The following is a 26,897-nucleotide window of genomic DNA, read 5'->3' as shown; positions in this document are numbered from 1 at the left end:
TGGGTCAGTCGGCGGCGTCGATCAGGGTCAACCAGGGCCCGTAATGGCTGATGCGGATCGGCAGGGTTTCCGCCAGGGCGGTCAGCGCCCGTTCGGGATCGTCCAGCGGATAGACGCCCTGCACGCGCAGCGGGCGCACCGCCGGGGCGACGCGAATCAGGCCGTGGCGGTACGGGCGCAGGGCGTCGATCACCGCCGCCAGCGGCTCGTCGAGCACGCTCAGGCGGCCCTGCAGCCAGTCGGCACGCTGCGTTTCGGGGCCGGACAGCGGGACGATCCGGCGCGCCTGCAGCAGCGCCGCCTGGCCTTCCTGCAGGTCATGGCTGACGCCGCTGGGCAGGCTCAGGCGCACCGCATGTTCGAGCACCACCACGCGGGTCGCCTGGTCTTCCTGGCGGACCAGGAAACGCGTGCCCAGCGCGCGGCTCTCGCCTTGCGCACTGCGCACCACGAAGGGTCGCTGCGGATCGGCGGCGACCTGCACCACCAGTTCGCCGTAGCGCAGGCGTACCAGGCGCTGGCCGGCGCTGAAGTCGATATCCACCGCGCTGCCGGCGTTGAGGCTCAGCTGGCTGCCGTCGGCCAGGCGGTAGACGCGGCGTTCGCCGGTGGCGGTATGCAGGTCGGCGAGCAGCGCCTGGCCCGGCTGGCTGCGCGTGGCCAGCCACAAGCCGCCGCCGAACAGGCCCAGGCCGAGCACGCCGCGCAGCACGTCGCGGCGCGAGGCCATCGGCTGCAGCAGCACTTCGCGGGCCTGGCCGGGGGCGCGCCGTTCGAAGCTGCGCAGGGTCTCGAAGGGGCCGCCGAGGCCTTGCTGCAGCTGCGTCCAGGCGGCAGCGTGGGCCGGATCGCTGCTGCGCCAGGTCTCGAAGCGCGCCTGCAGTTGCGCATCCGGGTTGCCGGCACGCAGGCGCACCATCCAGTCGATCGCTTCCTGGCCGGCGCGCGGTAGGCTAGCCGGGCTCATGGCTGCATCCCGGTCAGGTAGCACTGCTGCAGCGCCTGGGTCATGTAGCGGCCCACGGTACGCTCGGAAACGCCCAGGCGGCGACCGATCTCCTGGTAGCTGAAGCCATCCAGCTGGCTGTACAGGAAGGCGCGCTTGACCACCTGCGGCAGGCCGGCGAGGGTGCGGTCGATGGCGGTCAGCGCTTCGACCAGCAGGGCGATCTCTTCCGGCGACGGCGCCAGCGCCTCGGGCACCGCGGCGAGGCGTTCGAGGTAGGCGAGTTCCAGTTGGCGGCGGCGATGGCGGTCGTAGATCAGCCGCCGGGCGATGGTCGACAGGTAGGCGCGCGGCTGGGCGATGCTGTCCGGATCGACCCGTGCGGCGAGCAGCTGGCAGAAGGTTTCCGCCGCGGTGTCCTCGGCATCGGCGCGATTGCGCAGATGGCGCTGCACATGCTGCAACAGCCAGGCGTGATGGTCACCGAAGAAAAAACCCAGCTTGCGGGTGAATACGGGCACGGGAATCCGAACGAGTAGATAAGAATTCTTCTCATTCTATAGAGACCGCGGGCGCGCCGGCAATCGCCACGACCGTGGCGCTGACGGCGGCCTACCCGCGAGCGGGCAGGCCTGGGTTGCTTACCAGCTGTAGTCCAGGGTGGCGTACACCGTGCGCGGCTGGCCGTACTGGCAGCCGACGTCGTTGAAGCAGCCGGCCACGTAGTCGTCGTCGAACAGGTTGACCGCGTTCAGCGACAGTTCGACGCCGGCGAGGCTGGCATCCAGCTGGTCGAGCGGATAGCTGAGCAGCGCGTCGACCACGCTGTAGCTGTCGACCTTGAAGCTGTTGGCCGAGTCGCCGTAGCTGCTGCCCACATAGCGTGTTCCGGCGCCGAGGCGCAGGCCGCTCAGCGCGCCGCCCTGCACGGTGTAGTCGGCCCACAGCGAGGCCATGTGCTCCGGCACGCGGAACGGCGTGTTGCCTTCGGTGCCGGTGTCCGATTCGGTGACTTCGACGTCGTTCCAGGTGTAGCTGCCGATCAGGTTGAGCCCCTGGGCGATCTCGGCCTTGGCTTCCAGTTCGATGCCCTTGGAGCGCACTTCGGCGTCCTGGCGCACCACGCCAAGGGGCAGGAATTCAGTGAGGTTTTCCCGGGTCAGGTCGAACGCCGCGAGGGTGTACAGCGCGTTGTAGCCGGTCGGCTCGTACTTCACGCCGATCTCGTACTGCTTGCCGATGGTGGGCTCCAGCTGCGAGCCGTCGAGGGTGTTGCCGATGGTCGGCAGGAACGATTCGCTGTAGCTGGCGTAGGGCGCCAGGCCGTTGTCGAACAGGTAGACCACGCCGGCGCGAGCGGTGAAGCGTTCGTCCTTCTGCGTCTGCGGGGCGCGGTCGTCGCGCTGGTCGCTGGTCCAGTCGTAGCGGCCGCCGAGCACGAAAACCCAGCTGTCGAGCTTCAGCTGGTCCTGCAGGTAGACGCCGGTCTGGCTGAGCTTCTGCGTGTAGTCGGAACTGAAGGCGGGCACCGGAAAGAAGGTCAGCGACTCGTCGTGGACCGGCGCGAAGATGTCGAACGCTTCGCCGACGAAGCTCAGGTCCTGGGTCTGGTCGAACTTGCCGTTGTTGTAGTCGAAGCCGCCGAGCAGGGTGTGCTGCACGTCGCCGGTGGCGAAATCGGCCTGCGCCTGGGTGTCGACGGTGAACAGCCGGCCATCGCCCTCCCGCTCCTGCAGGTAGCGGCTGTACAGCGGCGGCGCGATCGGGCCGAAGATTGCCAGCTCGGCACTGTCCTGGCGGTAGTAGCTGTAGCGCAGGTTCTGGCGCAGGGTCCAGACCTCGTCGAAGCGGTGCTCGAAGACGTAGCCCAGCGAGGTCTTCTCGTTGGTCATGTGGTCGTAGTTGGTGTTGCCGACGTAGGTGTCGCGGTCCAGCCGGCCCTGCGCGGTGCCGAACACGGTGCCGGCGGCGGGCAGCGGGTTGGCGAAGTTGCCGGTCTGCTTCTGGTACTCGGCGAGCAGGGTCAGTTCGGTGTTCTCGCTGGGGCGGAAGCTGATCGCCGGGGCGAAGTACTGGCGGCGGTTGGTGATGTGCTCGGCCTGTGCGTCGGCCTCGCGCAGCAGGCCGGTCAGCCGGTAGCTCCATACGCCCTCCTCGTCCAGTGCGTCGCTGAGGTCGAAAGCGCCCTGCCGGTAGTCGAGGTTGCCGGCCTGCAGCTGAACCTGGTGCAGCGGCTCGGCGGTCGGCCGCTTGCTCACCAGGTTGATCTGCCCGCCCGGGTCGGAGACGCCATAGAGCACCGAGCTGGCGCCGCGCAACACTTCGATGCGCTCCAGGCCGTAGGGCTCGGGTGCGTCCCAGCCGAGGAAGTCGGGCAGGAAGGTGCGCGTGCCGTCGCGCAGCATGCGTCCGGTGCCCATCTGAAAGCCGCGGATCATCAGCTGGTCGGTGACGAACTGCGGGCCGGCCAGTTCGGCGTTGACCCCGGGCGTGTAGCGCAGCGCCTGGGCGACGGTCTTCGGTTGCTGCGCCTCGATCTGCTCGCGGGTCACCACCGAGACCGAGGTGGGGGTCTCGATTAGCGGTGCGTCGGTCTTCGAGCCGACGCTGGCGCGCTTGGCCACGTAGCCGTCGTCCGGGCTGGCGGAACTGTAGGCCTGGCCCTGGATGCTGGTCGCGCCCAGCTCCACGGTGCCATCGCCAGTCGCGGCCTCCAGCACATAGTTGCCGCCGGCGTTCAGGGCGCGCAGGCCGGTGCCGCTGAGCAGGCGCGCCAGCCCCTCGTCCACCGCGTAGCTGCCGTTCAGTCCCGGGCTGCGTTTGCCGGCGGTGAGCTGCGCGTCGACCGAGAGCAGGATACCGGCCTCGCTGGCAAAGCGGTTCAGCACCTGGTCGAGGTTGCCGGCCGGGATGGCGTAGCTGCGCGCCTGCTGGCTGGCGGCGGGCTGCGCCTGGGCGAGCGGTAGCAGTGGCAGCGCGCCGGCGGCTAGCAGGCCGGCGAACAGGGCGTGACGGACCGCGACAGTCAGGCGGGTGCGGGGCAAGGGGGTCGATTGCGGCATTCTGGAAAGTCCTCTTGAGAATGCTTCTTAAGTGATTTCAAGAGGTATCCCGAACGAGCTGGGGAAACCGACAACGGCTTCGCAAATATTTTTCGAGGGCGGCCCCGGCTCTTGGAGGAGCGCATTCATTCGCGATGACAGCGGCTAGGTGGTGCCGGTGATCGCGAATGAATTCGCTCCTACAGGGACGGGGCGTCGGCGGGGTGCACTGTCACCCAGTAGCGGGTCAGGCGCTCGACGCGGATCGGCAGCGACTGCTGCAGCGCGGCCAGCACGCGGTCGGTGTCGGCGAGCGGGAACACGCCGGTCAGCGACAGGCCGGCGACGGCCGGGTCGCAGCGCAGCACGCCGCGCCGATGGCGCGCCAGTTCGGCGAGGAACTGGCCGAGCGGCATGCGTTCGGCGACCAGGCGCTCGTCGCTCCAGGCCACCGCGTTGAGGTCGGCGACGGCCAGCGGACCGAGCCGGTCGGCGGCGAACCAGCGCTGCTGGCCGGCCTGCAGACGGCTGGCGGGCAGGTCGCGCGGGCGCAGTTCCAGCTCGCCGTCATACAGCGCCACGCGGCTGCCGGCGTCCAGCGCGTAGACCGAGAAGCGTGTGCCGAGCGCCTCGATCTCGCCGCCGGCGGTCTCGACGATCAGCGGCCGGCGGGCCGGGTCCTTGCCGCTGTCGAGCAGCAGTTCGCCGCCGAGCAGCTGGATGCGCCGTTCGCTGGCGCTGTAGCGGATGTTCACCGCGCTGCCGCTGTTCAGCACCAGCCGGCTGCCGTCCGGCAGGGTGCGGCGCAGACGCTCGCCGGTGCCGCTCCGCAGGTCGGCGAGGCTCTCGCGCCACGGCAGCTGCGTTTCGGCCAGGTAGCCACTACCGCCGGCCATCAGCAGCAGGCCGAGCAGCTTGAGGGTCTGCCGGCGGCGCGCGTCTGGCAGCTCGCGCAGCACCGTGCGCGCGGTGGCGCCGGGCACGCCGGCGAGGGTGCCCTGCAGGCGTTCCAGGCGCTGCCAGGCGCGTCGATGTTCGGGGTCGGCGGCCTGCCATTCGTGGAAGCGGCGCTGCTGCTCGCCATCCAGTTCGCCGCCCCATTGCAGCATCAACCAGTGACTGGCCTGTTCGACGATTGCGGCGGCGATGGGTGCCTCGGCGGGATGGTTCATTCGGCGTACAGCACCTGATAGCAGGCGGCGATGGCGCGCAGCATGTACTTCTGCACCGCGCTGACGCTGACCTGCAGGCGCTCGGCGATCTGCGGGTAGGTCAGGCCGTCGAACTGCGACAGCAGGAAGGCTTCGCGGACGCGCGCCGGCATGTCGTCGAGCATCGCGTCGATCTGCATGAGGGTTTCGATGACCATCGCGCGCGTTTCCAGCGATGGCGTTTCCGGTTCGGGGAGCTGGGCGAGGCTGTCGAGGTAGGCCTGCTCGATGCGCTGGCGGCGCCACTGGTCGATGACCAGGTTGCGGGCGATCTGCACCAGGTAGCGGCGGCCCTCGTCGAAGGCCGGCAGGCGGCGGCTGACCAGCAGGCGCAGGAAGGTGTCCTGAGCCAGGTCGGCGGCGCGCTCGTGGTCGCCGAGGCGCTTGCGCAACCAGCGCTGCAGCCAGCCGCTGTGTTGCTGGTAGAGCAACGCGACGGTCTGCGATGGGGCGTCGACGGCCACCGGCTTCTCCCTGTTAGCGAAGTGCAGATAAGAATTCTTCGCAATAGTAGGGAGCGCCGCGGCCTTTGTGAAGTTGCGTACGGCGAAAGGCGCGCCGCGGGTACGGCAGCGCGCCGGGGTGGGGCTCAGTCGCGCTGGCTGCTGTAGTACAGGTAACCGAGCAGGCCGAGCACGCCGAGCATCAGCCCGGCGCTGGCCAGCGGGTGTTCGCGGCCGTAGCTGTAGGTAGCGACGCCGGCGCGGTAGGTGCGGTCCTTGACCTCGTCATAGGTGTCGCCGAGCAGGCTGCGCGATTGCGTCAAGGCGCGTTCGGCGCTCTTGCGGATGCTCGCCAGGGAGCGCCGGGATTCTTCGCTGGCGCCCTCCTTGAGCGTCTCCAGGGTACTCAGCACGCTCTGGATTTCGGCTTCCAGGTCGTGCAGCGCGTGGTGGCGGGACAGCAGGGCCATGGCGGTATCTCCTTCGTTGCAGGGGCTGTGAAGGTTCCGACTGCACCCACCGCGGAAAGTGCAACTAGTCTGAATTCAGACGCCGCCGCCCCGCCGGCTCCCTGCAGGGTGGTCGCGCACCGGCCCGTGCCGCGGGTCCCCACGCTGAGGAGAATGCCCATGTCCGATCACCATACGTACAAGAAGGTCGAGCTGGTTGGCTCGTCGAAGACCAGCATCGAGGATGCGATCAGCAACGCGCTGGCCGAGGCGGCGAAGAGCCTCAAGCTGATGGAATGGTTCGAGGTGGTCGACACCCGCGGACACATCGCCAACGGCGCGGTGGCGCACTACCAGGTGACCATCAAGGTCGGCTTCCGCGTCGCCAACAGCTAAGCGTCACACCCCGGCAACCCACGGCCCGCTACACTGGCCTCGGCCGGGCGCGCTGCCCGGCTGCGCACCATCCACCCATCGACGTACAACGAGGGAGCGTTATCCGATGAAGAAACTTCTGATCGCGGCCGGGGTACTGGCGCTGAGCTCGTCGGCGTTCGCCGCCGGCAAGCCCTGCGAGGAACTGAAGAGCGAGATCGATGCCAAGCTCAAGGCCAAGGGCGTGCAGTCCTACAGCCTGGAGATCGTCGACAAGGGCACCGGCGGCGGCAAGCAGGTGGTCGGCAGCTGCGAAGGCGGTAGCAAGGAAATCGTCTACCAGCGCAACTGATCGCCTGGCCTGGCGCCAGTTCGCCAGGTCCGGTTACCACGAGCCGGCGCGTCCGCTAGGGCCGCCGGCTTTTTGTTGCGCGGCCGTTGGGGTTGTCTGCGGGCCAATCGTCCCCACATAGGGAGAACGACCCAGGAGGCAGCATGACCCGATTGGCAGACATCCGCATTTCCACCCTCGACCTCGCCCCGGTACGCGCCGAAACCGGTGCCGCCGGCGCGCTGCACAACTCGCTGGCGCTTGCCCAGCACGTCGAGCGCCTCGGCTACACGCGCTTCTGGGTGGCCGAACACCACAACATGGACGGCATCGCCAGCTCGGCCACCGCCGTGCTGCTCGGCTACCTGGCCGCCGGCACCGCGACGATCCGCGTCGGCGCCGGCGGGGTGATGCTGCCCAACCACGCACCGCTGGTGATCGCCGAGCAGTTCGGCACCCTGGAAACCCTGTATCCCGGACGCATCGACCTCGGCCTCGGCCGCGCGCCGGGCGCCGACCAGTACACCGCCCACGCGCTGCGCCGCGATCGCGCCGGCAGCGCCGACGACTTCCCCGCCGACGTCGAGGAGCTGCAGCGTTACTTCGGTCCGCGCACCGCCGATCAGCGGGTGATCGCCATGCCCGGCACCGGCACCCAGGTGCCGATCTGGCTGCTCGGCTCGAGCCTGTTCAGCGCCCAGCTGGCCGGCATGAAAGGCCTGCCGTTCGCCTTCGCCTCGCACTTCGCGCCGCGCCTGGTGCACGAGGCGATCCGTACCTACCGCAACCACTTCAAACCCTCGGCGGTGCTCGACAAGCCCTACGTCATGCTCGGCGTGCCGCTGCTCGCCGCCGACAGCGACGAGCGCGCCGAATACCTGGCGACCTCGGCCTACCAGCGCATCCTCTCGCTGATCCGTGGCCAGAGCCTGGTGCAGCGCCCGCCGGTGGCGAGCATGGACGGCCTGTGGCTGCCCCACGAGCGCCAGGCAGTCGGCGACTTCCTCGGCCTGGCGGTGATCGGCGGGCCGGCCAAGGTGCAGGCGCGCCTCGAGGTGCTGCTCGAACAGACCGGCGCCGACGAGCTGATCTTCACCAGCGACATGTACGATTTCGCCGACCGCCTGCGTTCCTACGAGGTGCTCGCCGAGGTCCACCACGGCTGAGTCGGGCCTGCCCTGACCACCGGTGGCGAACTTGCCGGGGCTGCGCTTCTCTGAACTGAAACACCCGTGAGGAGAAGTGCCATGGAAATCACCAAGCATGCGTCCGCCCATTGGCAGGGCGGTCTGAAAGACGGCAAGGGCACCCTGTCCACCGAAAGCGGCGCGCTCAGCGACACGCCCTACGGTTTCCGCACCCGCTTCGAGGGCAAGCCGGGCACCAACCCCGAGGAGCTGATCGGCGCGGCGCACGCCGGCTGCTTCTCCATGGCCCTGTCGATGCAACTCGGCCTCGCCGGGCTGACTGCGGAAAGTCTCGCCACCAAGGCCGAAGTCACCCTCGAGCAGGACGAAGGCGGCTTCACCATCACCGCCGTGCACCTCTCGCTGCTGGCGCGGATTCCCGGCGCCAAGCGCGCCGACTTCGAAAGCGCGGTGGAAGCGGCGAAGACCGGCTGCCCGGTGTCCAAGCTGCTCAATGCGGAAATCACCCTCGACGCCAGCCTGGAGAGCTAGGCCGCCACGGCGCCGATCAGCGGCCCGTCAAAAGGGTCCGCAGCGTACGACCTCACCGCGCGCCAGCACCTTGCGCTGCGCGTCGTACAGCCAGGCCTGCGCCTTCCCGGCCAGCGGCCGTGCTTCCAGGCGGTAGCGCTGGCCGGCGGCGAAGTGCTCGTAGCGCACGCGCAGGATGCAGGTGATCGGCCCCGGCGAGCCGCCGGGGTCCATGCCGCCGCCACCGCCGCCCATGCGTTCGTACTGGAAGCGCACGTCCAGCTCGTGGCGGCCGGGGCTGACCTGGAAGTAGCGCCCGTCGCTGAGGCGCGCGCCGTCCAGGCGATTGGCAGAGATGCTGTGGCTGGGCTGCTGGGTGGCCAGGTCGACCCAGGCCTGCTGCGGGTCGGGCGGCGGCGGATTGGCGGCGCAGGCGCCAAGGCTGACGGCGAGAAGGACGAGCGGAAGCGGACGCATGGCGGCGGTCTCGAAGCGGTGGGAACACACCCCACCAGAATAGCCCTCAGAACTCCCCGCAACGACCCTCGCGGCCGCGCGCCAGCAGCTGGTTGTCGGCGCTGTACAGCTTGACCCACGGGCGGAAGCCGATGTTGCCGGCGACCAGTCGGTAGCGCTGCCCGGCGTCGAAGCCGGCGTACTGCACGCGCACCTCGCAGTTGCGCGGCAGCGCGGCGCTGCTCGGCCCGACGTCGCTGCCGGCCACGGCGAACTGCAGGCGCGCCTGCAGCTCGTGGCTGCCCGGTTCGACCTGGAAGAAACGGTCGTCGTCGAGCGGCTTGTCGTCGACCTCGGCGGCGCGCAGCTGGCTGGCCGGGTTGGTGTGCAGGTCGATCCACGCCTGGTTGGGGTCGGGCTTGGGCAGCAGCGAGCAGCCGCCGAGCGCGAGCAGGCCGGTGAGACAAAACGAGGTACGCATGCGCTACTCCAAGGGTCAGGGCAGATTGGTGGCTGGCGGTGGCGCGATGCAGTAGTGTGCTGCGTCGAGGCGGTGAACCCGCCGCCTGGGCGCCGGTGCGGGCTCGCGAGACCCGAACCGCTGCTGGCCATCCCTTGCTCGAGAGCTCTGCCGCCCGTCATGCCGGTTTTTTCCTGCTTACTCGACCGTTTTTCCCGGGCCTGGGTTCCCCTGTTGCTGCTCGGGGCGCTGAGCGGTTGTTCGAGCCTCGCCTACTACACCCAGCTCGCCGAGGGTCAGCTCGAGCTGTTGCGCCGTCGCGAGCCGGTCGCGGCGATCGTCGCCGACCCGGCGCGTGACCCGCAGTTACGCCAGCGCCTGGCCCTCGCCCAAGACGCGCGTAGCTTCGCCAGCCAAGCGCTGGACCTGCCGGACAACCGCAGCTACCGGGTCTACGCCGAACTGGACCGGCCCTACGTGGTGTGGAATGTGTTCGCCGCGCCGGAGCTGTCGCTGCAGCCGCTCACCCACTGCTTCCCGATCGCCGGCTGCGTCGCCTACCGCGGCTACTACCAGCTCGGCGGCGCGCGCGGCGCGGCGGCGCTGCTCGAGCAGGACGGCTGGGACACCTACGTGGCCGGCATCGAGGCCTACTCGACGCTCGGCTGGTTCGACGACCCGCTGCTCAGCAGCATGCTGCGCTGGGACGACGAGCGCCTCGCCGCGCTGATCTTCCACGAGCTGGCCCATCAGCGCTTCTACCTGGCCGACGACACCGCGTTCAACGAGTCCTACGCCAGCTTCGTCGAGCACGAGGGCCTGCGCCAATGGCGCGCCGCGCGCGGCCTGGCGCCGCTCGACGGGCACGCCGAGCGGATGCGCGAACAGTTCACCGCGCTGCTGCTGGCCAGCCGCGCGCGCCTGCAGGCGCTGTACAGCGGGCCGCTCGACGAGGCGGGCAAGCGCGCCGGCAAGGCCGCCGAGTTCGAGCGCCTGCGCGCCGAGTACCGCGCGCTGCGCGACCGCGAGTGGCACGGGGACACGCGTTACGACGCCTGGATCAACGCGCCACTGAACAACGCCAAGCTGCTGCCGTTCGGCCTCTATGATCAATGGCGGCCGGCGTTCGCCGCGCTGTTCGCCGAGGTGCACGGCGACTGGCCGGCCTTCTACCGGGCGGTCGCCGCGCTCGGCGACTTGCCCGCGGCGCAGCGCGAGACGCGCCTGCAGGCCCTGCAGGCGGCGAACCGCGTGGTGCCCGGTGCAGTCCAACAGGCAAAGTGATTCACAACCGGAGGTGAGCGATGCAACCAAGGATGCTGTTGTTACTGCTGGGCCTGTGCGCCGGCAGCGCCGTGGCGGCGCCCAAGCCGTGCGAGGAACTCAAGCGCGAGATCGAGGTGAAGATCCAGGCCGCCGGGGTGACCAGCTACACCCTGGAGATCGTACCGAGTGGCGAGGTCGAGGACCCCAACATGGTGGTCGGCAGCTGCGCCGGCGGGAGCATGAAGATTCTCTACCAGAAGAACGGCAACTGACTGCCTCGTTCCCGCACCTGGCGCAGGCTAAGCCGCCGGGCTGGATTCCCGCCTGCGCGGGAATGACGGGGGCAGCATCGCGACCAAGTTGTCTTACCGTCGTCCCCGCGCAGGCGGGGACCCAGGGGCGTAGGTGGGGGTGGCTAGTTCGTAGGATGGGTCGAGGCGCGCAGCGCGGATACCCGTCGACACCGTGCCGATGGGTATCGCTGCGCTCGACCTAGGCGGCCCCACCCACCCTATCGCCTTAGGCGAACGCTGCTTGCAGCTCGTCGAGGGTCTCGAAGTGGTAGGTCGGCGCCTCGGCGAGCAGCTCCTCGCGACTGCCGAAGCCGTAGCCGACCGCCGCGCAATCCAGGCCGTTGCGCCGTGCGCCGATCAGGTCGTGCTTGCGGTCGCCGATCATCAGCGTCTGGCGCGGATCGAGGCGCTCCTCGCTGAGCAGGTGGGCGAGCAGTTCGACCTTGTCGGTACGCGTGCCGTCCAGCTCGCTGCCGTAGATCACCCTGAAGTGCCGCTCGAAGCCGAAGTGCCGGGCGATCTCGCGGGCGAACACGCTCGGCTTGCTGGTCGCGATGTACAACGTGCGGCCCTGCCCGGCGAGCTGTTCGAGCAGGCGCGGCACGCCGTCGAACAGCTGGTTCTCGTACAGCCCGGTGACCTTGAAGCGCGCGCGGTAGTGGTTCACCGCCTGCCAGGCGGTGGCCTCGTCGAAGCCGTAGCTGGCCATGAAGCACTGCAGCAGCGGCGGGCCGATGAAGTGTTCCAGGGCGCGCAGGTCGGGTTCGTCGATGCCCAGCTGGGCGAGGGCGAACTGCACCGAACGGGTGATGCCTTCGCGCGGGTCGGTGAGCGTGCCGTCGAGGTCGAAGAGGACGTGCGAGTAGTGCATGGCGGGTGTGGCTGGCAAACAGGGGTGCTCAGGATAACAGCCCTGGGCTGAAACAATCTGTTGCACTGCCGGCGACCGACGGCTGCGGGTTTTTCGCGTTTCGTCCGTCATGGACATGGAGCCTGAATTTTTCCCGTCGATCCTGCCGTGCGCGGCCGGGCCGGCGACTTCGTTTTCCCGTCCCTCCGGTACCTGCATGAAATCGACTTCCCCCGCGCGCGGCTACGCCCTGGCGCTGTTCTCCCGCGTCGCCGCAGCGATCCTCGGCGGCTATGCGCTGACCGCCGCCAGCGTGATCTTCCTCGGCGCGCTGATTCCCCTGCCGAAGAGCCAGGCGGTGCTCGCCGCCTCGCTGGCCAGCTTCGCCGTGTACACCGCGGCGCTGGTCTGGGCGTTCGTCGCCGAGCGCCTGCGCACCCTGTGGCTGAGCCTGCTGCTGCCGGCCGCGGTGCTCGCCGGGCTCGGCCTGCTGCTCGGGGGGGCCGGAGTATGAGTCAGCTCGATGCCGGCGTGGCGCAGGGCGGGCTGCGCCAGAAGATGGCCTGGCTACACACCTGGGGCGGGCTGTGGGCCTGCTGGGTGCTGTTCGCGATCTTCCTCACCGGCTCGCTGGGGGTGTTCGACGAGCCGATCACCCGCTGGATGAAGCCGCACCTGCCGCAGGCCAGCGCCCTCGACGACGGCGCCGAGCTCGGCGACGACAGCGCGCGCCGTCAGGCGGTGCGCCTCGGCCAGGCCTACCTGGCGGCGGCGCAGCCGGACGCGCATTCCTGGGGCATCAGCCTGCCCAACGACAACGAGGCGGCGATCCGGGTGTTCTGGCAGGACGCCCAGGAAGAATTCCACAACGCCCGCCTCGACCCGCAGAGCGGCCAGGCGCTGGGCGCCTCGCTGCAGCGCGAGAGCGAGGGCGGCCACCACTTCGTGCACATGCACTTCGAGTTCCACGGCGGCACCGCCGGCATCTGGCTGGTCGGCGCCTTCACCATGGCCTTCCTGGTGGCGCTGGTCAGCGGGGTGATCATCCACAAGCGGATCTTCAAGGACTTCTTCACCTTCCGTCCCGGCAAGGGCCAGCGTAGCTGGCTGGACGCGCACAATGCGCTGTCGGTGCTCAGCCTGCCGTTCCAGCTAATGATCGCCTACACCGGTCTGGCGACCTTCTACGCGCTGTACATGCCGGCCGGCATTGCCGCCCACTACCCCAGCGACGAGGCGTACTTCGCCGAGCTGCTGACCCAGCCGGCGCCGCAGGAACGCACCGGCGTCGCTGCCCCGGTGACCGCGCTGGACGAGGTGCTGCGGCGCAGCGAGCAGCAGCTGCAGCGCCCGGTGAGCTTCCTCAGCGTCGAGCACCCCAACGACAGCAGCGCCGCGGTGGTGGTGTTCGGCCGCTTCATCGAGAAGCAGGGCGAGTACCGCCTGCTCGGCGATGGCGGCGGCCAGGTGTTCTTCGACGGCGTCAGCGGCGCGCAGCGCGACATCCAGTTGCCCGGTGAACTGCGCGGCGGCGCGGCGCAGGACGTGCAGTCGGTGATGGCCAATCTGCACTTCGCCGCGTTCGGCGGCCACCTGGTGCGCTGGCTGTTCTTCGTCTGCGGGCTGGCCGGCGCGGCGATGCTCGCCACCGGCGCGATCCTGTTCATGGTCAAGCGCCGCCAGCGTTCGCTGCATGAGTTCGGTGCGCGCACCGCGCAGGTCTACCGGGTCATCGAGGTGCTCAACATCGGCACCATCACGGGCCTCGGCGTGGCCTGCGTGGCGTTCTTCTGGGCCAACCGGTTGATCCCGCTGGGCATCGCCGACCGTCCGGAATGGGAGATCGCCGCGTTCTTCGCGGTGTGGCTGCTCAGCTACCTGCACGCCGCACTGCGCGCGCCGAGCCAGGCGTGGATCGAACAGCTGCTGGCCCTCGCCGCGCTGTGCCTGCTGCTGCCGCTGCTCAACTGGCTGACGGTCGGCGAACAGCTGGTCGGCTACCTGCTGCGCGGCGATGGGGAGCGCGCCGGGGTCGAGCTGGTGGCCCTGGCCGGTGGCCTGCTCAGCCTGCTGGCGGTGCGCCGCCTACTCCGCAAACGCCGCCAGGCGCCGGCCAAGGTGCGCCGGCAGACCGCGCGCGCCGCCGTGGCGGAGGTGCAGTGATGGAGCTGAATGTCGCACTGGCGCTGGGCAGCGCCCTCGCCTTCGCCGGCCTGGCCGGCCTGTGCCTGGGCATGGATCGGCATCATAAGCAGGTCTGGGCCGGTAAGGCGCCGCGCCGCCAGCGCGCGCTGCGCCTGGCCGGCTGGCTGCTGCTGGCGCTGGCCCTGTGGCCGTGCCTGCAGGTGTGGGGCAGCGCGGTCGGTCCGGTGGTCTGGTGCGGCCTGCTCAGCGCCGCGGCGCTCGGTCTGGTGCTGCTGCTGCCCTATGCGCCACGCCTGACCGCCGCGCTGGCGGGGCTGGCGACGCTGGCCGTCGTGCCGCTGCTGTTCACCCTGTAATGCGCACAAGGATGTTCTTCGCATGAGTTCGCTTCTTCGTTCCAAGGGCCGCTGGCTGCTGCTGGCACTGGTGCCGGGCGCGCTGCTCGGCGCCTGGTGGTGGCAGGGCGAGGCGCCGGCGCGCTTCGCCACCCAGGCGGTCGCGCGTGGCGATGTCGAGGCCACCGTGGTGGCGATTGGCACCCTGCAGCCGCGCGAGTCGGTGGAGGTCGGCGCGCAGGTCTCCGGCCAGGTGCTGCGCCTGCACGTGCAGCCCGGCGACCAGGTCGCCAAGGGCCAGCTGCTCGCCGAGATCGACGCCAGCCTCCACGAGGCCACGGTAGAGGCCGACCGCGCGGCGCTCGCCGGATTGCGCGCACAGCTCGCCGAGCAGCAGGCGCAGCTCGACCTGGCGCGCCAGCAGTACCAGCGCCAGCAGCAGCTGGCGCGCGACGAGGCGACCCGCGAGGAAGACGTGCAGGTCGCCACCGCCGCCTGGAAGTCGGCGCAGGCGCGCCTCGCCCAGCTGCGCGCGCAGATCGCCGAAAGCCAGGCGCGGCTGCGCGGCAACGAGGCGCAGCTCGGTTACACGCGGCTCTACGCGCCGATCGCCGGCACCGTGCTGGGCGTCGACGTCAAGCAGGGGCAGACGCTCAACGCCACCTACCAGACGCCGACCGTGCTGCGCATTGCCGACCTCAGCGCGATGACCGCCTGGACCAAGGTTTCCGAGGCCGACATCCGCCAGCTCAAGCCGGGTCTGGCGCTGTACTTCACCACCCTCGGCGGCGACGGCCGGCGCTGGCCCGGGCAGATCCGCCAGGTGCTGCCGGCCCCGCCGCTGCCGCCGACGGCGTCCGGCGATGCCCCGGCGACCCCGCAGGTGACCAAGGCGGTGCAGTACACCGTGCTGTTCGACGTCGACAACCGCGACGGCGTGCTGATGCCGCAGATGACCGCCCAGGTGGTGTTCGTCACCGCCGCGGCGCGCGGCGTGCTGACTGCACCGCTGGAAGCGTTGCAGGCGGTCGACGGCCAGCCCGGCCACTTCCGCCTGCGCGTGCTCGACGCCAAGGGCCGCGCCGAGGCGCGCGAGGTGCAGATCGGCGCGCGCAGCCGCCAACTGGTGGAAATCCTCGCCGGGGTCAATGAAGGCGAGCAGGTGATCACCGCCGATCTGCCGGACACCCGCGTGGCGAGGTTCCAGTGGTAGCCGCTGGATCAGCCGAGGTGCCGCTGATCGAGCTGGACAACCTGCGGCGCAGCTACGGCGGCCGCGACGGTGCGCCCGAGACCGAGGTGCTGCGTGGCGTCAGCCTGCGCATCGTCGCCGGCGAGTTCGTCGCCATCGTCGGCGCCTCGGGCTCCGGCAAGTCGACGCTGATGCACCTGCTCGGCTGTCTCGACCGGCCGAGCTCCGGCACCTACCGTTTCGCCGGCCGCGACGTCGCCGAGTTCGACGCCGACCAGCTGGCCTGGCTGCGCCGCGAGGCGTTCGGCTTCGTGTTCCAGGGCTACCACCTGATCGCCACCGAGTCGGCGCGCGAGAACGTGGAAATCCCCGCGCTGTACGCCGGCCTGCCGGCCGAGCAGCGCCAGGCACGGGCCGCCGCGCTGCTCACCCGCCTGGGCCTCGGCGAACGCCTCGAGCACCGCCCCAGCCAGTTGTCCGGCGGTCAGCAGCAGCGCGTGTCGATCGCCCGCGCGCTGATGAACGGCGGACGGATCATCCTCGCCGACGAACCGACCGGCGCACTCGATTCGCACAGCGGCCAGGAGGTCATGGCGCTGCTCCGCGAGCTGGCCGGCGCCGGCCACACGGTGATCCTCATCACCCACGACCGCGACGTCGCCGCCCAGGCGCAGCGGGTTATCGAGATCCGCGACGGCGCGATCGTCGCCGATAGCGGCGCGCAGCCGAGCGCCAGCGCGCTGCCGTTGCCGGCGCTGGATCAGGCCGGGCACGGCCGCGCGCTGTCCTGGTGGAGCGCCTTCGACGAGGTGGCGCGCTCGGCCTGGCGGGTGATGTGGCTGAACCGCTTCCGCACCGCGCTGACCCTGCTCGGCATCGTCATCGGCGTGGCCTCGGTGATCGTCATGTTGGCCATCGGTCTGGGCACCAAGCAGAAGGTGCTGACCCAGATGGCCTCGATGGGCGCCACCACCCTCTACCTGTACAGCGCCCAGCCACCCGAGGGCGGCCCCTGGGGTGTGCTCAGCGAGGCCGACATGCTGGCGGTCGCCGCGCTGCCGGAGGTCGACCTGGCCACCCCGGTGATCGGCAACCCGCTCAACGTGCAGTACGGCAATGTGGCCCGCGACATCTACGTGTACGCCAGCAACGAGCAGCTGCCCGGTATCCATCACTGGCCGCTGGCCGCCGGGCGCTTCTTCACCGCCAGCGAGAACCGCGCCCTGGCGCCGGTGGTGGTGCTCGGCCACAAGGCGCGCCAGGTGTTCTTCCGCGACGAGCCGCAGCCGCTCGGCCGCCAGCTGCTGATCGGCGACGCGCCGTTCGAGGTGATCGGCGTGATGGCCGAGAAGGGCAAGGAATCCGGCGCCGACTACTACGACGAGATGGTCTTCATCCCCTACCAGGCCGGCCGCGCGCGGGTCTATCAGGACATTCTCGAGCCGGAGTACGCGACCCTCACCGCAGCCTCCACCGGCCAGGTCAAGGCTGCCGGCGAGGCGGTGCGCGAGCTGCTCCTGGCGCGCCACGGCCGCGAGGACTTCGATGTCGACAACGCCGCCGCCAAGGTGCTCGCCGAGGCGGAAACCCAGGACAGCATGACCCGCATGCTCGGCCTGATTGCCGCGGTGTCGCTGCTGGTCGGCGGCATCGGGGTGATGAACGTGATGCTTATGACCGTGCGCGAACGCACCCGCGAGATCGGCATCCGCATGGCCACCGGCGCGCGCCAGCGCGACATCCTCCAGCAGTTCCTCGGCGAGGCGGTGCTGGTCACCCTGGTCGGCGGCAGCGTCGGTGTGGCGCTCGGCCTGCTGGTCGGCGCCGCGCTGCTGCTCTGGCAGGTGCCGCTGATCTTCTCGTTCAGCGCCATGCTCGCCGCCTTCGCCTGCGCGGTGGCCACCGGCCTGCTGTTCGGCTATCTGCCCGCGAAAACCGCGGCCGGGCTCGACCCGGTCGTGGCGTTGACCCTGGAATGAGACCGATGTGGAAACCCTGTGTGACGCTGCTCGCCGCCCTCGCCCTGCTGGGCTGCAGCCAGCGCGAGGCGGCCGCCCCGCCGCTGCCGCACGCCCCGGCGCAGTGGCGGCACGCCAGTGGCCAGGCCGATGCCGTCGACGCCGCCTGGTGGCGCGCCTTCGGCAGCGCCGAGCTGGACCGCCTGGTGGCCGAGGCGCTGGCGCACAGCCCCGACCTGGCCAGCGCCGCGGCGCGCGTGCAGCAGGCCGAAGCCAGTGCGCGACTGGCCGGCGCGGCGCTGCTGCCGCGCCTGGACGCCAGCCTGGCCGGCAGTCGCGAAGCGCGCCTCGGCGGTAATCCGGCCACCGCCGGTAACCATTACAACGGCAGCCTCGCCGCCAGCTACGAAGTTGACCTGTGGGGCCGCCTGCGCAGTACCCGACAGGCCGCCGAACTGGACCTGCGCGCCAGCGCCTTCGACCGCGACGCGCTGCAGGTCAGCCTCAGCGCGGCGGTGGCGACCACCTGGCTGCAGGGCGTCGGCCTGCGCGAACGCACGCGCATCGCCGCGCTCAACCTGGCCAACGCCGAACGCGTGCTGCGGACCGTCGAGGCACGCTGGCGCGCCGGCGCCGCGGTGGCCCTGGAGCTGGCCCAGCAGCGCGGCGTGGTGGCCACCCAGCAGCGCCTGCTCGCCGACCTGCGCCAGCAGGCCGAGGACAGCCGCACCGCCCTCGCCGTGCTGCTCGGCGTCAGCGTTACCGAACTGGACGGCGTCAGCGCCGCACAGCTGGATGCCGTGCTGGCGCCGGCGCTCGGCGCCGGGCTGCCCAGCGCGCTGCTCGAACGGCGTCCCGACCTGGCCCGCGCCGAGGCCGCCCTGCTGGCCGGCGATGCGGATGTCGCCGCGGCGCGTGCGGCGCTGCTGCCGCGCCTCGACCTGGCCGCGGCGCTGAGTGGCGGCAACGGCAGCCTCAGCCGGCTGTTCGCCGATCCGGTCTATTCGCTGGGCGCGGCGCTGACCGCGCCGATCTTCGACAACGGCCGCCTGGCCGCCGAACGCGACCTGGCCATCGGCCGCCGTGCGGAACTGCTCGCCGACTACCGCGGGGCGATCGTCGCCGCCTTCGCCGACGTCGAGGTGGCGCTCAATGCGCTGAGCGGCAGCGCGGCCAAGCGCGCGGCGCAGGATGAAGTGCTGAGTCAGGCGCAACTGGCCTTCCGCCTCGCCGAGGCGCGCTACCGGGCCGGCGCCGACACCCTGCTCACCCTGCTCGACGCGCAGCGCACCCTGTATGCCGCACAGGACGAGCTGGCGCAGTTCCAGCTCGAGCGCCTGCAGGCCAGCGTCGGCCTGTACCGCGCGCTGGGCGGCGGCTGGCCGGGTGCGACGGCGCTGCGCTAGCCGGCGCTTGGCACCGGCCGACTAGGCGTCGTAGCCCTCGGCCAGGTGCAGGTCCTTGAGCTTCACGTAGTTGCCGGCGCTGTAGCTGAAGAACGCGCGCTCCTTGTCGGTCAGCGGGCGCGCCTGGCTGACCGGACGGCCGACATACAGGAAGCCGCTTTCCAGGCGCTTGCCAGGCGGCACCAGGCTGCCGGCGCCGATCACCACCTCGTCCTCGACCACCGCGCCGTCCATCACGATGCTGCCCATGCCGACCAGGATGCGGTTGCCCAGCGTGCAGCCGTGCAGGGTCACCTGGTGGCCGATGGTCACTTCGTCGCCGATGGTCAGCGGGAAGCCGTCCGGATTGAACGGCCCGGCGTGGGTGATGTGCAGCACGCTGCCATCCTGCACGCTGGTGCGTGCGCCGATGCGGATGCGGTGCATGTCGCCGCGGATCACCGTCAGCGGCCACACCGAGCTGTCCTCGCCGAGCTGCACGTCGCCGATCACCACGGCGGAGCTGTCGACGAACACCCGGGCGCCGAGTTGCGGACGCATGCCGCGGTAAGTACGAATCGCCACGATAGAAACCTCTCAAGCTGCGGTTGCCGTCGATTGTAATTAAGATGGCGGCATACGGGTCGAACGCCTGCCGCTCGCCCGAACTCCCTTCCGCCACAGGTGAATGCCGTGACTGCCAGCAATCCCCTCCTCCAAGACTTCGACCTGCCGCCCTATTCGCTGATCAAGCCCGAGCACGTCGAGCCGGCCATCGACAGCATTCTCGCCGACAGCCGCGCCGCCGTCGCCGCGCTGCTCGCCGCCCAGCCGGCCGCGCCGAGCTGGGATTCCCTGGTGCAGCCGCTCGACGAACTGGGCGCGCGCCTCGGCCGCGCCTGGAGCCCGGTCAGCCACCTCAACGCGGTGTGCAACAACGCCGAGCTGCGCAGCGCCTACGAGGCCTGCCTGCCCAAACTGTCCGAATACTGGACCGAACTGGGGCAGAACAAGGCGCTGTTCGACGCCTACCAGGCGCTGGCCGGCAGCCCGGCGGCGAGCGGCTTCGAGGTGGCGCAGACGACCATCCTCGAGCACGCCCTGCGCGACTTCCGCCTGTCCGGCATCGACCTGCCGGCCGCCGAGCAGAAGCGCTACGGCGAAATCCAGATGAAGCTCTCCGAGCTGACCAGCAACTTCTCCAATCAGCTGCTCGACGCCACCCAGGCGTGGACCAAGCAGGTCGGCGACGAAGCGCTGCTTTCCGGCATCACCGACTCGGCCAAGGCGCAGATGGCCCAGGCCGCGCAGGCCAAGGGTCTGGACGGCTGGCTGATCAGCCTGGAATTCCCCAGCTACTACGCGGTGATGACCTACGCCGACGACCGCGCGCTGCGCCAGGAGCTGTACAGCGCCTACGCCACCCGCGCCTCCGATCAGGGCCCGAACGCTGGCCAGCACGACAACGGCCCGCTGATGGAGCAGATCCTCGACCTGCGCCAGGAGCTGGCGCGCCTGCTCGGCTTCGGCAACTTCGCCGAGCTGTCGCTGGCCACCAAGATGGCCGAATCGACCGACCAGGTGCTCGGCTTCCTGCGGGACCTGGCGGGGCGCAGCAAGCCCTTTGCCGCCCAGGACCTCGACGAGCTCAAGGCGTTCGCCGCCGAACAGGGCGTCAGCGACCTGCAGAGCTGGGACGTCGGCTACTACAGCGAGAAACTGCGCCAGCAGCGCTACAGCATCTCCCAGGAGCAGGTGCGCGCCTGGTTCCCGATCGACAAGGTGCTGACCGGGCTGTTCGCCATCGTCGAGCGCCTGTACGGCATCCAGATCAAGGAACTGGCCGGCTTCGACAGCTGGCACCCGGACGTACGCCTGTTCGAGATCAGCGAAAATGGCCAGCGCGTCGGGCGCTTTTTCTTCGACCTCTACGCGCGCGCCAACAAGCGCGGCGGCGCGTGGATGGACGGCGCGCGCGACAAGCGCCGCGCCGCCGACGGCAGCCTGATCAGCCCGGTGGCCGACCTGGTGTGCAACTTCACTCCGGCAGTCGGTGGCAAGCCGGCGCTGCTCACCCACGACGAAGTCACCACGCTGTTCCACGAGTTCGGCCACGGCCTGCACCACCTGCTGACCCGCGTCGAGCATGCCGGCGCCTCGGGGATCAACGGCGTGGCCTGGGACGCGGTGGAGCTGCCCAGCCAGTTCATGGAGAACTGGTGCTGGGAGCCGGAGGGTCTGGCGCTGATTTCCGGCCACTACGAATCCGGCGAGCCGCTGCCGCAGGACCTGCTGGACAAGATGCTCGCCGCGAAGAACTTCCAGTCCGGGCTGATGATGGTCCGCCAGCTGGAGTTCTCGCTGTTCGACTTCGAACTGCACGCCACGCACGGCGACGGGCGCAGCGTGCTCGACGTGCTCGGCGCGGTGCGCGACGAGGTGGCGGTGCTGGTGCCGCCGAGCTGGAACCGCTTCGCCAACAGCTTTGCGCACATCTTCTCCGGCGGTTACGCGGCCGGTTACTACAGCTACAAGTGGGCGGAAGTGCTGTCCGCCGACGCCTTCTCCAAGTTCGAGGAGGAAGGCGTGCTCAACCCGGCCACCGGCCGCGCGTTCCGCGAGGCGATCCTCGCCCGCGGCGGTTCGCAGGAGCCGATGTTGCTGTTCGTCGACTTCCGCGGCCGCGAGCCATCGATCGATGCGTTGCTGCGCCATTCCGGGCTCAGCGAGGAGGCGGCATGAGCGATCTGCCCGTGACCAAACGCTTCATCGCCGGCGCGGTATGCCCGGCGTGCAGCGCCATGGACACCATCAAGATGTGGGACGTCGACGGCACCCCGCACCGCGAATGCGTGGCCTGTGGCTACAGCGACACGCTCAACGCCCAGGGCCAGTCGGTGCCCAAGGAACTCGGTACGCGGGTCAACCTCAACGCGCCGAAGAAGCCAGCTGACCCGCGCGTGCAGGGCGTGCAGTTCTTCCCCAACCCGAAGCTGAAAAAGCCCGAGTAGGGCGCGTCGGTGGCCCGCCGGGTCCTGCTGCTCAACCCCAACAGCACGGCGGCGCACACCGCGGCAATGCTCGCCACGGCGCGCCGCGTGCTTGCCACGGGCTACCAGGTCGACGGCCTGACCCTGGCCGACGCCCCGCCGCTGCTGGCCAGCCCGGCCGACCTGCAGGCTGCTGCCAGCGCCCTCGCCCGCCTGCCCGCGCAGGCGTTCGCCGGCTTCGACGCGGTGCTCCTGGCGGCGTTCGGCGATCCCGGCAGCGCTGCCCTGCGCGCCCGCCTGCGCGTCCCGCTGCTCGGCATCGGCGCCTGCGCGATCCAGGCCGCGGCGGCGCACGGGCGCTTCGCCATCGTCACCATCACCCCCGAGCTGCAGACCGCCATCGCCTCCCAGGTGGCGCACCACGGCTGCGCCGCGCAGTACGCCGGGCTGCGCCTGACCGGCGCAGCGGCGCAGACCCTGCTCGACGATCCGTCGGCGCTGCGCGAGGCGCTGGCGCAGTGCATCGAGGCGACGCTGGCCGAGGAAGCGCTGGCTGCGGTGATCATCGGCGGCGGTCCGTTGGTGGCCGCCGCGGAGGCGCTGCAGGGGCGTTTCGACGTGGCGCTGATCAATCCGTTGGAGGCCGCCTGCCGACAAGTGCGCGCGCTGTGGGCAGGCGATTAGCTGGCGGAGCGCTAGGCTGTAAGAGCCTATTGGGTATTTCGGCGTGACCGCGCCGTTCCGCTACGCATTGATCAGGAGCCTGTCGCCGTGAGCCAGTCGTCGCTCGTATCCCGCTTGCCGCAGTCCTGCGCCGGTCATCCTGGGATGGAGCGCGGCGCCTGTGCTTGATCGCTATCACCTGGTCGCATCGCTGCGCGCCGCGCGCCTGCCGCAATCACCGATCAGCCCGGTACTGCAGCAGCGTGCCGGCATCCCGGGACGGCTGCTGTTCTTCGCCGGGCTCATCGCGGCGCTGCTGTTCACCTTCGTCAGCCTGTACCTGGAGCTGCGCGGCAGCGGTGCCCAGTTGCACTTCGGCCTGCCGGTGCTGGTGCTCGTCGTCGCGTTGCTGATCGCCCTGGCCTTCGAGTTCATCAACGGCTTCCACGACACCGCCAATGCGGTGGCCACGGTGATCTACACCAACGCCCTGCCGCCCAACATCGCGGTGCTCTGGTCGGGCTTCTGCAATTTTCTCGGCGTGCTGCTCTCCACCGGCGCGGTGGCGTTCGCCATCGTCGCCCTGTTGCCGCCGGACCTGATGCTCCGGGTCAGCACCAGCGCCGGGCTGTCGATGATCTTCGCCCTGCTGATCGCGGCCACCCTGTGGAACCTCGGCACCTGGTGGCTGGGCTTGCCGGTGTCGTCGTCGCATACCCTGATCGGCTCGATCATTGGCGTGGGCATCGCGCATGGGTGGATGGCCGGCTATCTGGATTTTGCCCATGGCGACTGGCGGCCGCTGTTCAAGGTCGGCTATGCGCTGCTGCTCTCGCCGCTGGTCGGCTTCATCGGCGCCGCGTTGCTGCTGCTGTCGCTCAAACTCGGCCTGCGGGGGCGCAACCAGGCGCTGTTCCGCGCTCCGGAAGGGCGCACGCCACCGCCCTGGTGGATTCGCGGGGTGCTGATCCTGACCTGCTCGGGGGTGTCGTTCGCCCATGGCTCCAATGACGGCCAGAAGGGCATCGGCCTGATCATGCTGATCCTGGTCGGTACCGTGCCGATGGCCTTCGCCGTCGATCGCGCGCTGACGGTGGAGCAGACCGCGCAACTGGTCAGTCTCAGCAGCGCCAGCGAGCAGGCACTGCTGCGCACCCATCCGGGCAGCGCCCCGAGCGATCCACGGCCGCTGCTGACCGCTTACCAGCAGCGCCAGACCGCCGACCCGGCGCTGCTGCCGGCGCTGGCCGCGCTGTTCGCCGAGGTCCGCGGCGAGCTGCACGGCCATGCGACGCTCGACAGCCTGTCCAACGAGCGCGCGCTGGCGCTGCGCAACGACCTGTTCCTCGCCGGTGCGACGGTGCGCCTGCTCGACCGGACCCAGCCGGACCTGCTGCCGGAAACCTGGAGCACCCTGCAGGCGTTCCGCGCGCACGCCGATGGGGCGATCCAGTTCATTCCGGTGTGGGTCAAGGTCGCGGTCGCGCTATCCCTCGGCCTGGGCACCCTGGTGGGCTGGCGGCGCATCGTCGCCACGGTCGGCGAAGGCATCGGCAAGGCACCCATGACCTACGCCCAGGGCGCTTCTGCGCAGCTGATGGCGATGCTCACCATCGGCGCGGCGGATCTGTTTGGTTTGCCGGTGTCGACCACCCATGTGCTGTCGTCCGGGGTGGCCGGCACCATGGTCGCCAACGGCAGCGGCCTGCAGTGGTCGACCGTGCGCAGCATGCTGCTGGCCTGGGTGCTGACCCTGCCGGCGGCGATCGGCCTGGCGGCGGGCCTGTATTGGCTGTTCACCTGGCTGCTGTAGGAGCGAATTCATTCGCGATGGGGGCCACTCAGCGGCCGATGATCGCGAATGAATTCGCGCCTACCGCGTGCGCGTGGCCATCCATCAACTGCCGCGAAAGAACTCGCCCGGCGTGCAGTCGAACTGCTGGCGGAACGCGGCGATGAACGCCGAGGTCGAGTCGTAGCCGCAGGCCAGCGCCACGTCGGTGACCCGCTCGCCCTGCTCCAGCGGGGTCAGCGCGCCGAGCAGGCGCAGGCGCTGGCGCCAGGCGCGGAAGGTCAATCCGGTCTCGCGCTGGAACAGCCGGCTGAGGGTCTTCTCCGAAACGCCCAGGCGCGCACTCCACTGCGCCAGGGTCGCCTGCCGCTCGGGGCGCTGCTGCAGGCTGCGGCACAGCTGCTGCAGGCGCGCGTCGTGCGGCAGCGGCAGCATCAGGTCGACTGCCGGCGCACTGCGCAGCTGGTCGAGCAGCACCTGCACCAGGCGGCCCGCCTCGCCGTCCTCGGCGTATTCCACCGGCAGCGTGCTGAAGCTGCGGATCAGCTCGCGCAGCAGCGGGCTGACCTGCAGCACCCGGCACGCTGCTGGCGCCCAGCTCACCGCGGCACAGTCGATGTACAGGCTGCGCATCTCGGTGTGCGGGGTACTCGACACCCGGTGCGGCAGGCCGGCCGGCACCCACACCGCGCGCTGCGGCGGGGCGATGAAGCGCCCGGCTGCGGTCTGCACCTCGAGCACCCCAGCGATGGCGTAGGACAGCTGCACCCAGGGGTGGCTGTGGCGGTAGGTGAGCGCGCGGTTGGGCAGCGATTCGGTGCGGCCGTAGACCGGTCGCGGCAGGCTGGCGAGCCCGGGGATGCTGCGGCGGTAGGTCTGGCGCTGTCCGTTTGGTGACATAAGCGGGCTCTTTGGCGTTAGTCGGAAAATTCCGAGCACGGTAGTGTGGCGCGCACCTGGCCTGCAAGCATGAGACTCGACCATGACCCGCCCCCGCTTCCTGCCCGACAACTTCACCCTGACCCTCCTCGCCGTGGTCCTTACCGCCACCCTGCTGCCGGTCAGCGGCCAGGCTGCGGTGGCCTTCGGCTGGCTGACCAACGCGGCGATCGCCCTGCTGTTCTTCCTGCATGGCGCCAAGCTTTCGCGCCACGCGATCATCGCTGGGGCCACCCACTGGCGCCTGCACCTGCTGGTGTTCGCCTGCACCTTCATCCTCTTTCCGCTGCTCGGCATGGCCTTCAAGCCGCTGCTGGCGCCGCTGGTGACCCCCGAGCTGTACCTCGGCGTGCTCTACCTGTGCGCCCTGCCGGCCACCGTGCAGTCGGCGATCGCCTTCACCTCGCTGGCGCGCGGCAACGTGCCGGCGGCGATCTGCAGCGCCGCGGCGTCCAGCCTGTTCGGCATCTTCCTCACCCCGCTGCTGGTCGCCCTGCTGCTCGGCGTGCACGGTGATGGCGGCTCGACGCTCGACGCCATCGGCAAGATCACCCTGCAGCTGCTGGTGCCCTTCGTCGCCGGGCAGATCGCCCGCCAGTGGCTGGCCGCCTGGGTCGACCGGAACAAGGCCTGGTTGAAGTTCGTCGACCAGGGCTCGATCCTCCTGGTGGTCTACGGCGCGTTCAGCGAAGCGGTGATCGAAGGCCTCTGGCACCAGGTGCCGGCGCTGGCGCTGGGCGGGCTGGTGTTGGTCTGCCTGATCCTCCTGGGCAGCGTGCTGCTGCTCACCCACTGGCTCGGCAAGCGCCTCGGTTTCAACCTCGAGGACCGCATCACCATCGTCTTCTGCGGCTCGAAGAAGAGCCTGGCCACTGGTGTGCCGATGGCCCAGGTGCTGTTCGCCGGCAGCAGCATCGGCATGCTGATCCTGCCGCTGATGCTGTTCCACCAGATCCAGCTGATGGTCTGCGCGGTGCTCGCCCAGCGGTACGCCAAGCGCCCCGAGTCGGTGCCCGAGCTGATGGGTCAGGTCGATCCCTGAGAACCTGTCCACGATCTCCTGACTCGCGGCCAGACCGCGTTAAAAGTGGCCTCAAAATGCTCATTTACACCTCGTAAACTGCGCTTTTTCGGCCACTTTTTGCCTTGTCTGGCTCTAATTCAGAAGATCTTACGCAGGTTCTGCGGCGTGGTGAGCCGGGCTGTACGCGCGCCTCCAGCCCGCTATCATCGGAGCCATGACCGCCGCCTTTCCGCTCCGCAAGGAATGCCCGCCGGGCCTGTGCAACTGCGCGCGTGAGCGCCTGCTGCAGGAGGCCGGCGCCGACCTGCGCATCCTCCAGCTGACCCAGCAGGAGGAGAAGCGCCTGGTCGAGCGCCTGGAAAATCTCGCCGACCTGGCCGATCTCGAGCGCCTGCAGCTGCGCATGCAGCAGCAGCTCGGCATCACCGTACGTATCGCCCCAGGCTTCAACGAGGTGCGCAGCATGCGCGGCATCAGCATCGTCCTCGACGACCAGCCGGGGCTGTGCCGCAAGACCCGCCAGGCCATCCCGGCGGCGATCCGCCGCGGCCTGGAGCGACACCCGGAGATCGCCTTCGCGATCCTCAACGCCAACGACCTGCTGCGCGACGCCTGAGCGGCGCGACCATTCGGCGCGCCGGGCTTGTCGGCGCGGGCGGGCTCGAATACTGTGTTTATATACAGTTATCGAGTGT

The 26,897-nt window shown here is 70.0% G+C and carries 29 protein-coding genes; 18 read left to right on the top strand and 11 right to left on the bottom strand.

From position 1 onward, the window contains the following. Positions 1-4: 4 nt before the first annotated feature. From JQX08_RS18170 to JQX08_RS18145, 6 genes are all read right to left on the bottom strand, one after another. Positions 5-967, bottom strand: coding sequence for a FecR family protein (locus JQX08_RS18170; RefSeq protein WP_205349821.1), 963 nt, complete (start codon positions 965-967; stop codon positions 5-7). Beyond that, the gene (locus JQX08_RS18165; RefSeq protein WP_205349891.1) at positions 964-1,473 is read right to left on the bottom strand and encodes a sigma-70 family RNA polymerase sigma factor; all 510 of its coding nucleotides are present in this window, start codon (positions 1,471-1,473) and stop codon (positions 964-966) included. Before JQX08_RS18165 ends, JQX08_RS18170 begins: the two co-directional genes overlap by 4 nt. A gap of 114 nt (positions 1,474-1,587) precedes the next feature. Beyond that, positions 1,588-4,008 carry a TonB-dependent siderophore receptor gene (locus JQX08_RS18160; RefSeq protein ID WP_205349820.1) on the bottom strand — a complete coding sequence of 807 codons (2,421 nt, stop codon included), beginning with the start codon at positions 4,006-4,008 and terminating at the stop codon, positions 1,588-1,590. Between the two features lie 179 nt (positions 4,009-4,187). After that, the gene (locus tag JQX08_RS18155) at positions 4,188-5,159 is read right to left on the bottom strand and encodes a FecR domain-containing protein (protein ID WP_205349819.1); all 972 of its coding nucleotides are present in this window, start codon (positions 5,157-5,159) and stop codon (positions 4,188-4,190) included. After that, positions 5,156-5,662, bottom strand: coding sequence for a sigma-70 family RNA polymerase sigma factor (locus JQX08_RS18150; protein WP_205349818.1), 507 nt, complete (start codon positions 5,660-5,662; stop codon positions 5,156-5,158). The genes JQX08_RS18155 and JQX08_RS18150 overlap by 4 nt, the downstream gene beginning before the upstream one ends. A 125-nt stretch (positions 5,663-5,787) precedes the next feature. Further along, entirely contained in the window at positions 5,788-6,111 is a 324-nt protein-coding gene (locus JQX08_RS18145; RefSeq protein WP_205349817.1) for a DUF883 family protein, read from the bottom strand. Between the two features lie 159 nt (positions 6,112-6,270). Between JQX08_RS18145 and JQX08_RS18140 the strand changes: the two genes are divergently transcribed. The 4 genes from JQX08_RS18140 (at position 6,271) to JQX08_RS18125 (ending at position 8,475) form a co-directional block, all read left to right on the top strand. Continuing rightward, on the top strand, positions 6,271-6,486 hold the full coding sequence (locus tag JQX08_RS18140) for a dodecin (RefSeq protein WP_205349816.1): 216 nt from the start codon (positions 6,271-6,273) through the stop codon (positions 6,484-6,486). Positions 6,487-6,592: 106 nt separating this feature from the next. Then, the gene (locus tag JQX08_RS18135; RefSeq protein WP_205349815.1) at positions 6,593-6,817 is read left to right on the top strand and encodes a DUF1161 domain-containing protein; all 225 of its coding nucleotides are present in this window, start codon (positions 6,593-6,595) and stop codon (positions 6,815-6,817) included. Positions 6,818-6,960: 143 nt separating this feature from the next. After that, positions 6,961-7,962, top strand: coding sequence for an LLM class flavin-dependent oxidoreductase (locus JQX08_RS18130; RefSeq protein WP_205349814.1), 1,002 nt, complete (start codon positions 6,961-6,963; stop codon positions 7,960-7,962). An 87-nt stretch (positions 7,963-8,049) separates the two neighbouring features. Continuing rightward, positions 8,050-8,475 (top strand): OsmC family protein, encoded by a 426-nt coding sequence (locus tag JQX08_RS18125; RefSeq protein ID WP_346727608.1) that lies wholly within the window; start codon positions 8,050-8,052, stop codon positions 8,473-8,475. Positions 8,476-8,502: 27 nt separating this feature from the next. Here JQX08_RS18125 and JQX08_RS18120 read toward each other — a convergent pair whose 3' ends face one another. Both JQX08_RS18120 and JQX08_RS18115 read right to left on the bottom strand, forming a co-directional pair. Further along, the gene (locus JQX08_RS18120; protein ID WP_205349812.1) at positions 8,503-8,931 is read right to left on the bottom strand and encodes a PA0061/PA0062 family lipoprotein; all 429 of its coding nucleotides are present in this window, start codon (positions 8,929-8,931) and stop codon (positions 8,503-8,505) included. A 46-nt stretch (positions 8,932-8,977) separates the two neighbouring features. Continuing rightward, entirely contained in the window at positions 8,978-9,391 is a 414-nt protein-coding gene (locus JQX08_RS18115) for a PA0061/PA0062 family lipoprotein (protein ID WP_205349811.1), read from the bottom strand. 159 nt (positions 9,392-9,550) lie between these two features. Here JQX08_RS18115 and JQX08_RS18110 point away from each other — a divergent pair, with 159 nt between their 5' ends. Together JQX08_RS18110 and JQX08_RS18105 are read left to right on the top strand one after the other, a co-directional pair. After that, positions 9,551-10,654 (top strand): aminopeptidase, encoded by a 1,104-nt coding sequence (locus JQX08_RS18110; protein WP_205349810.1) that lies wholly within the window; start codon positions 9,551-9,553, stop codon positions 10,652-10,654. Positions 10,655-10,674: 20 nt separating this feature from the next. After that, on the top strand, positions 10,675-10,908 hold the full coding sequence (locus JQX08_RS18105; RefSeq protein WP_239482221.1) for a DUF1161 domain-containing protein: 234 nt from the start codon (positions 10,675-10,677) through the stop codon (positions 10,906-10,908). A gap of 247 nt (positions 10,909-11,155) precedes the next feature. Here JQX08_RS18105 and JQX08_RS18100 read toward each other — a convergent pair whose 3' ends face one another. Further along, positions 11,156-11,800 carry an HAD family hydrolase gene (locus JQX08_RS18100; protein ID WP_205349809.1) on the bottom strand — a complete coding sequence of 215 codons (645 nt, stop codon included), beginning with the start codon at positions 11,798-11,800 and terminating at the stop codon, positions 11,156-11,158. A gap of 196 nt (positions 11,801-11,996) precedes the next feature. On the opposite strand from JQX08_RS18100, the gene JQX08_RS18095 reads away from it, so the two are divergent. Genes JQX08_RS18095 through JQX08_RS18070 form a run of 6 tightly spaced genes read left to right on the top strand, consistent with a single transcriptional unit; the run spans position 11,997 to position 18,815 of the window. Next, entirely contained in the window at positions 11,997-12,293 is a 297-nt protein-coding gene (locus JQX08_RS18095; RefSeq protein WP_205349808.1) for a hypothetical protein, read from the top strand. Continuing rightward, a complete protein-coding gene (locus tag JQX08_RS18090) occupies positions 12,290-13,942 on the top strand; it encodes a PepSY-associated TM helix domain-containing protein (RefSeq protein ID WP_205349807.1) in 1,653 nt (550 codons plus the stop codon). The genes JQX08_RS18095 and JQX08_RS18090 overlap by 4 nt, the downstream gene beginning before the upstream one ends. Continuing rightward, positions 13,942-14,280: a DUF3325 domain-containing protein gene (locus JQX08_RS18085; RefSeq protein WP_205349806.1), complete on the top strand. Its 339-nt coding sequence runs from the start codon at positions 13,942-13,944 to the stop codon at positions 14,278-14,280. Before JQX08_RS18090 ends, JQX08_RS18085 begins: the two co-directional genes overlap by 1 nt. 22 nt (positions 14,281-14,302) lie before the next feature. Then, on the top strand, positions 14,303-15,472 hold the full coding sequence (locus tag JQX08_RS18080; protein WP_205349805.1) for an efflux RND transporter periplasmic adaptor subunit: 1,170 nt from the start codon (positions 14,303-14,305) through the stop codon (positions 15,470-15,472). Between the two features lie 17 nt (positions 15,473-15,489). After that, positions 15,490-17,430: an ABC transporter permease gene (locus JQX08_RS18075; RefSeq protein ID WP_205349804.1), complete on the top strand. Its 1,941-nt coding sequence runs from the start codon at positions 15,490-15,492 to the stop codon at positions 17,428-17,430. Positions 17,431-17,435: 5 nt separating this feature from the next. After that, positions 17,436-18,815: an efflux transporter outer membrane subunit gene (locus JQX08_RS18070; protein WP_205349803.1), complete on the top strand. Its 1,380-nt coding sequence runs from the start codon at positions 17,436-17,438 to the stop codon at positions 18,813-18,815. A gap of 21 nt (positions 18,816-18,836) precedes the next feature. Here JQX08_RS18070 and JQX08_RS18065 read toward each other — a convergent pair whose 3' ends face one another. Then, positions 18,837-19,355: a gamma carbonic anhydrase family protein gene (locus tag JQX08_RS18065; protein WP_239482252.1), complete on the bottom strand. Its 519-nt coding sequence runs from the start codon at positions 19,353-19,355 to the stop codon at positions 18,837-18,839. A gap of 132 nt (positions 19,356-19,487) precedes the next feature. On the opposite strand from JQX08_RS18065, the gene prlC reads away from it, so the two are divergent. From prlC to JQX08_RS18045, 4 genes are all read left to right on the top strand, one after another. Beyond that, entirely contained in the window at positions 19,488-21,536 is a 2,049-nt protein-coding gene (prlC, locus tag JQX08_RS18060) for an oligopeptidase A (protein ID WP_205349801.1), read from the top strand. Beyond that, on the top strand, positions 21,533-21,805 hold the full coding sequence (locus JQX08_RS18055) for a YheV family putative zinc ribbon protein (protein WP_205349800.1): 273 nt from the start codon (positions 21,533-21,535) through the stop codon (positions 21,803-21,805). Before prlC ends, JQX08_RS18055 begins: the two co-directional genes overlap by 4 nt. Positions 21,806-21,814: 9 nt before the next feature. After that, on the top strand, positions 21,815-22,468 hold the full coding sequence (locus JQX08_RS18050) for an aspartate/glutamate racemase family protein (protein ID WP_205349799.1): 654 nt from the start codon (positions 21,815-21,817) through the stop codon (positions 22,466-22,468). 190 nt (positions 22,469-22,658) lie between these two features. Further along, positions 22,659-24,260: an inorganic phosphate transporter gene (locus JQX08_RS18045; RefSeq protein WP_430472551.1), complete on the top strand. Its 1,602-nt coding sequence runs from the start codon at positions 22,659-22,661 to the stop codon at positions 24,258-24,260. An 84-nt stretch (positions 24,261-24,344) separates the two neighbouring features. Here JQX08_RS18045 and JQX08_RS18040 read toward each other — a convergent pair whose 3' ends face one another. After that, the gene (locus tag JQX08_RS18040) at positions 24,345-25,139 is read right to left on the bottom strand and encodes an AraC family transcriptional regulator (RefSeq protein WP_205349797.1); all 795 of its coding nucleotides are present in this window, start codon (positions 25,137-25,139) and stop codon (positions 24,345-24,347) included. 82 nt (positions 25,140-25,221) lie between these two features. Here JQX08_RS18040 and JQX08_RS18035 point away from each other — a divergent pair, with 82 nt between their 5' ends. Both JQX08_RS18035 and JQX08_RS18030 read left to right on the top strand, forming a co-directional pair. Then, the gene (locus JQX08_RS18035) at positions 25,222-26,220 is read left to right on the top strand and encodes a bile acid:sodium symporter family protein (protein ID WP_205349796.1); all 999 of its coding nucleotides are present in this window, start codon (positions 25,222-25,224) and stop codon (positions 26,218-26,220) included. Between the two features lie 196 nt (positions 26,221-26,416). Next, complete coding sequence (locus JQX08_RS18030) at positions 26,417-26,818, top strand: hypothetical protein (protein WP_205349795.1); 402 nt, start codon at positions 26,417-26,419, stop codon at positions 26,816-26,818. Positions 26,819-26,897 lie beyond the last annotated feature (79 nt).

This window comes from Zestomonas insulae (genome assembly GCF_016901015.1).
In the GTDB taxonomy this organism is placed as follows: domain Bacteria; phylum Pseudomonadota; class Gammaproteobacteria; order Pseudomonadales; family Pseudomonadaceae; genus Aquipseudomonas; species Aquipseudomonas insulae.
This window is presented reverse-complemented; position numbering and strand designations above follow the sequence as displayed.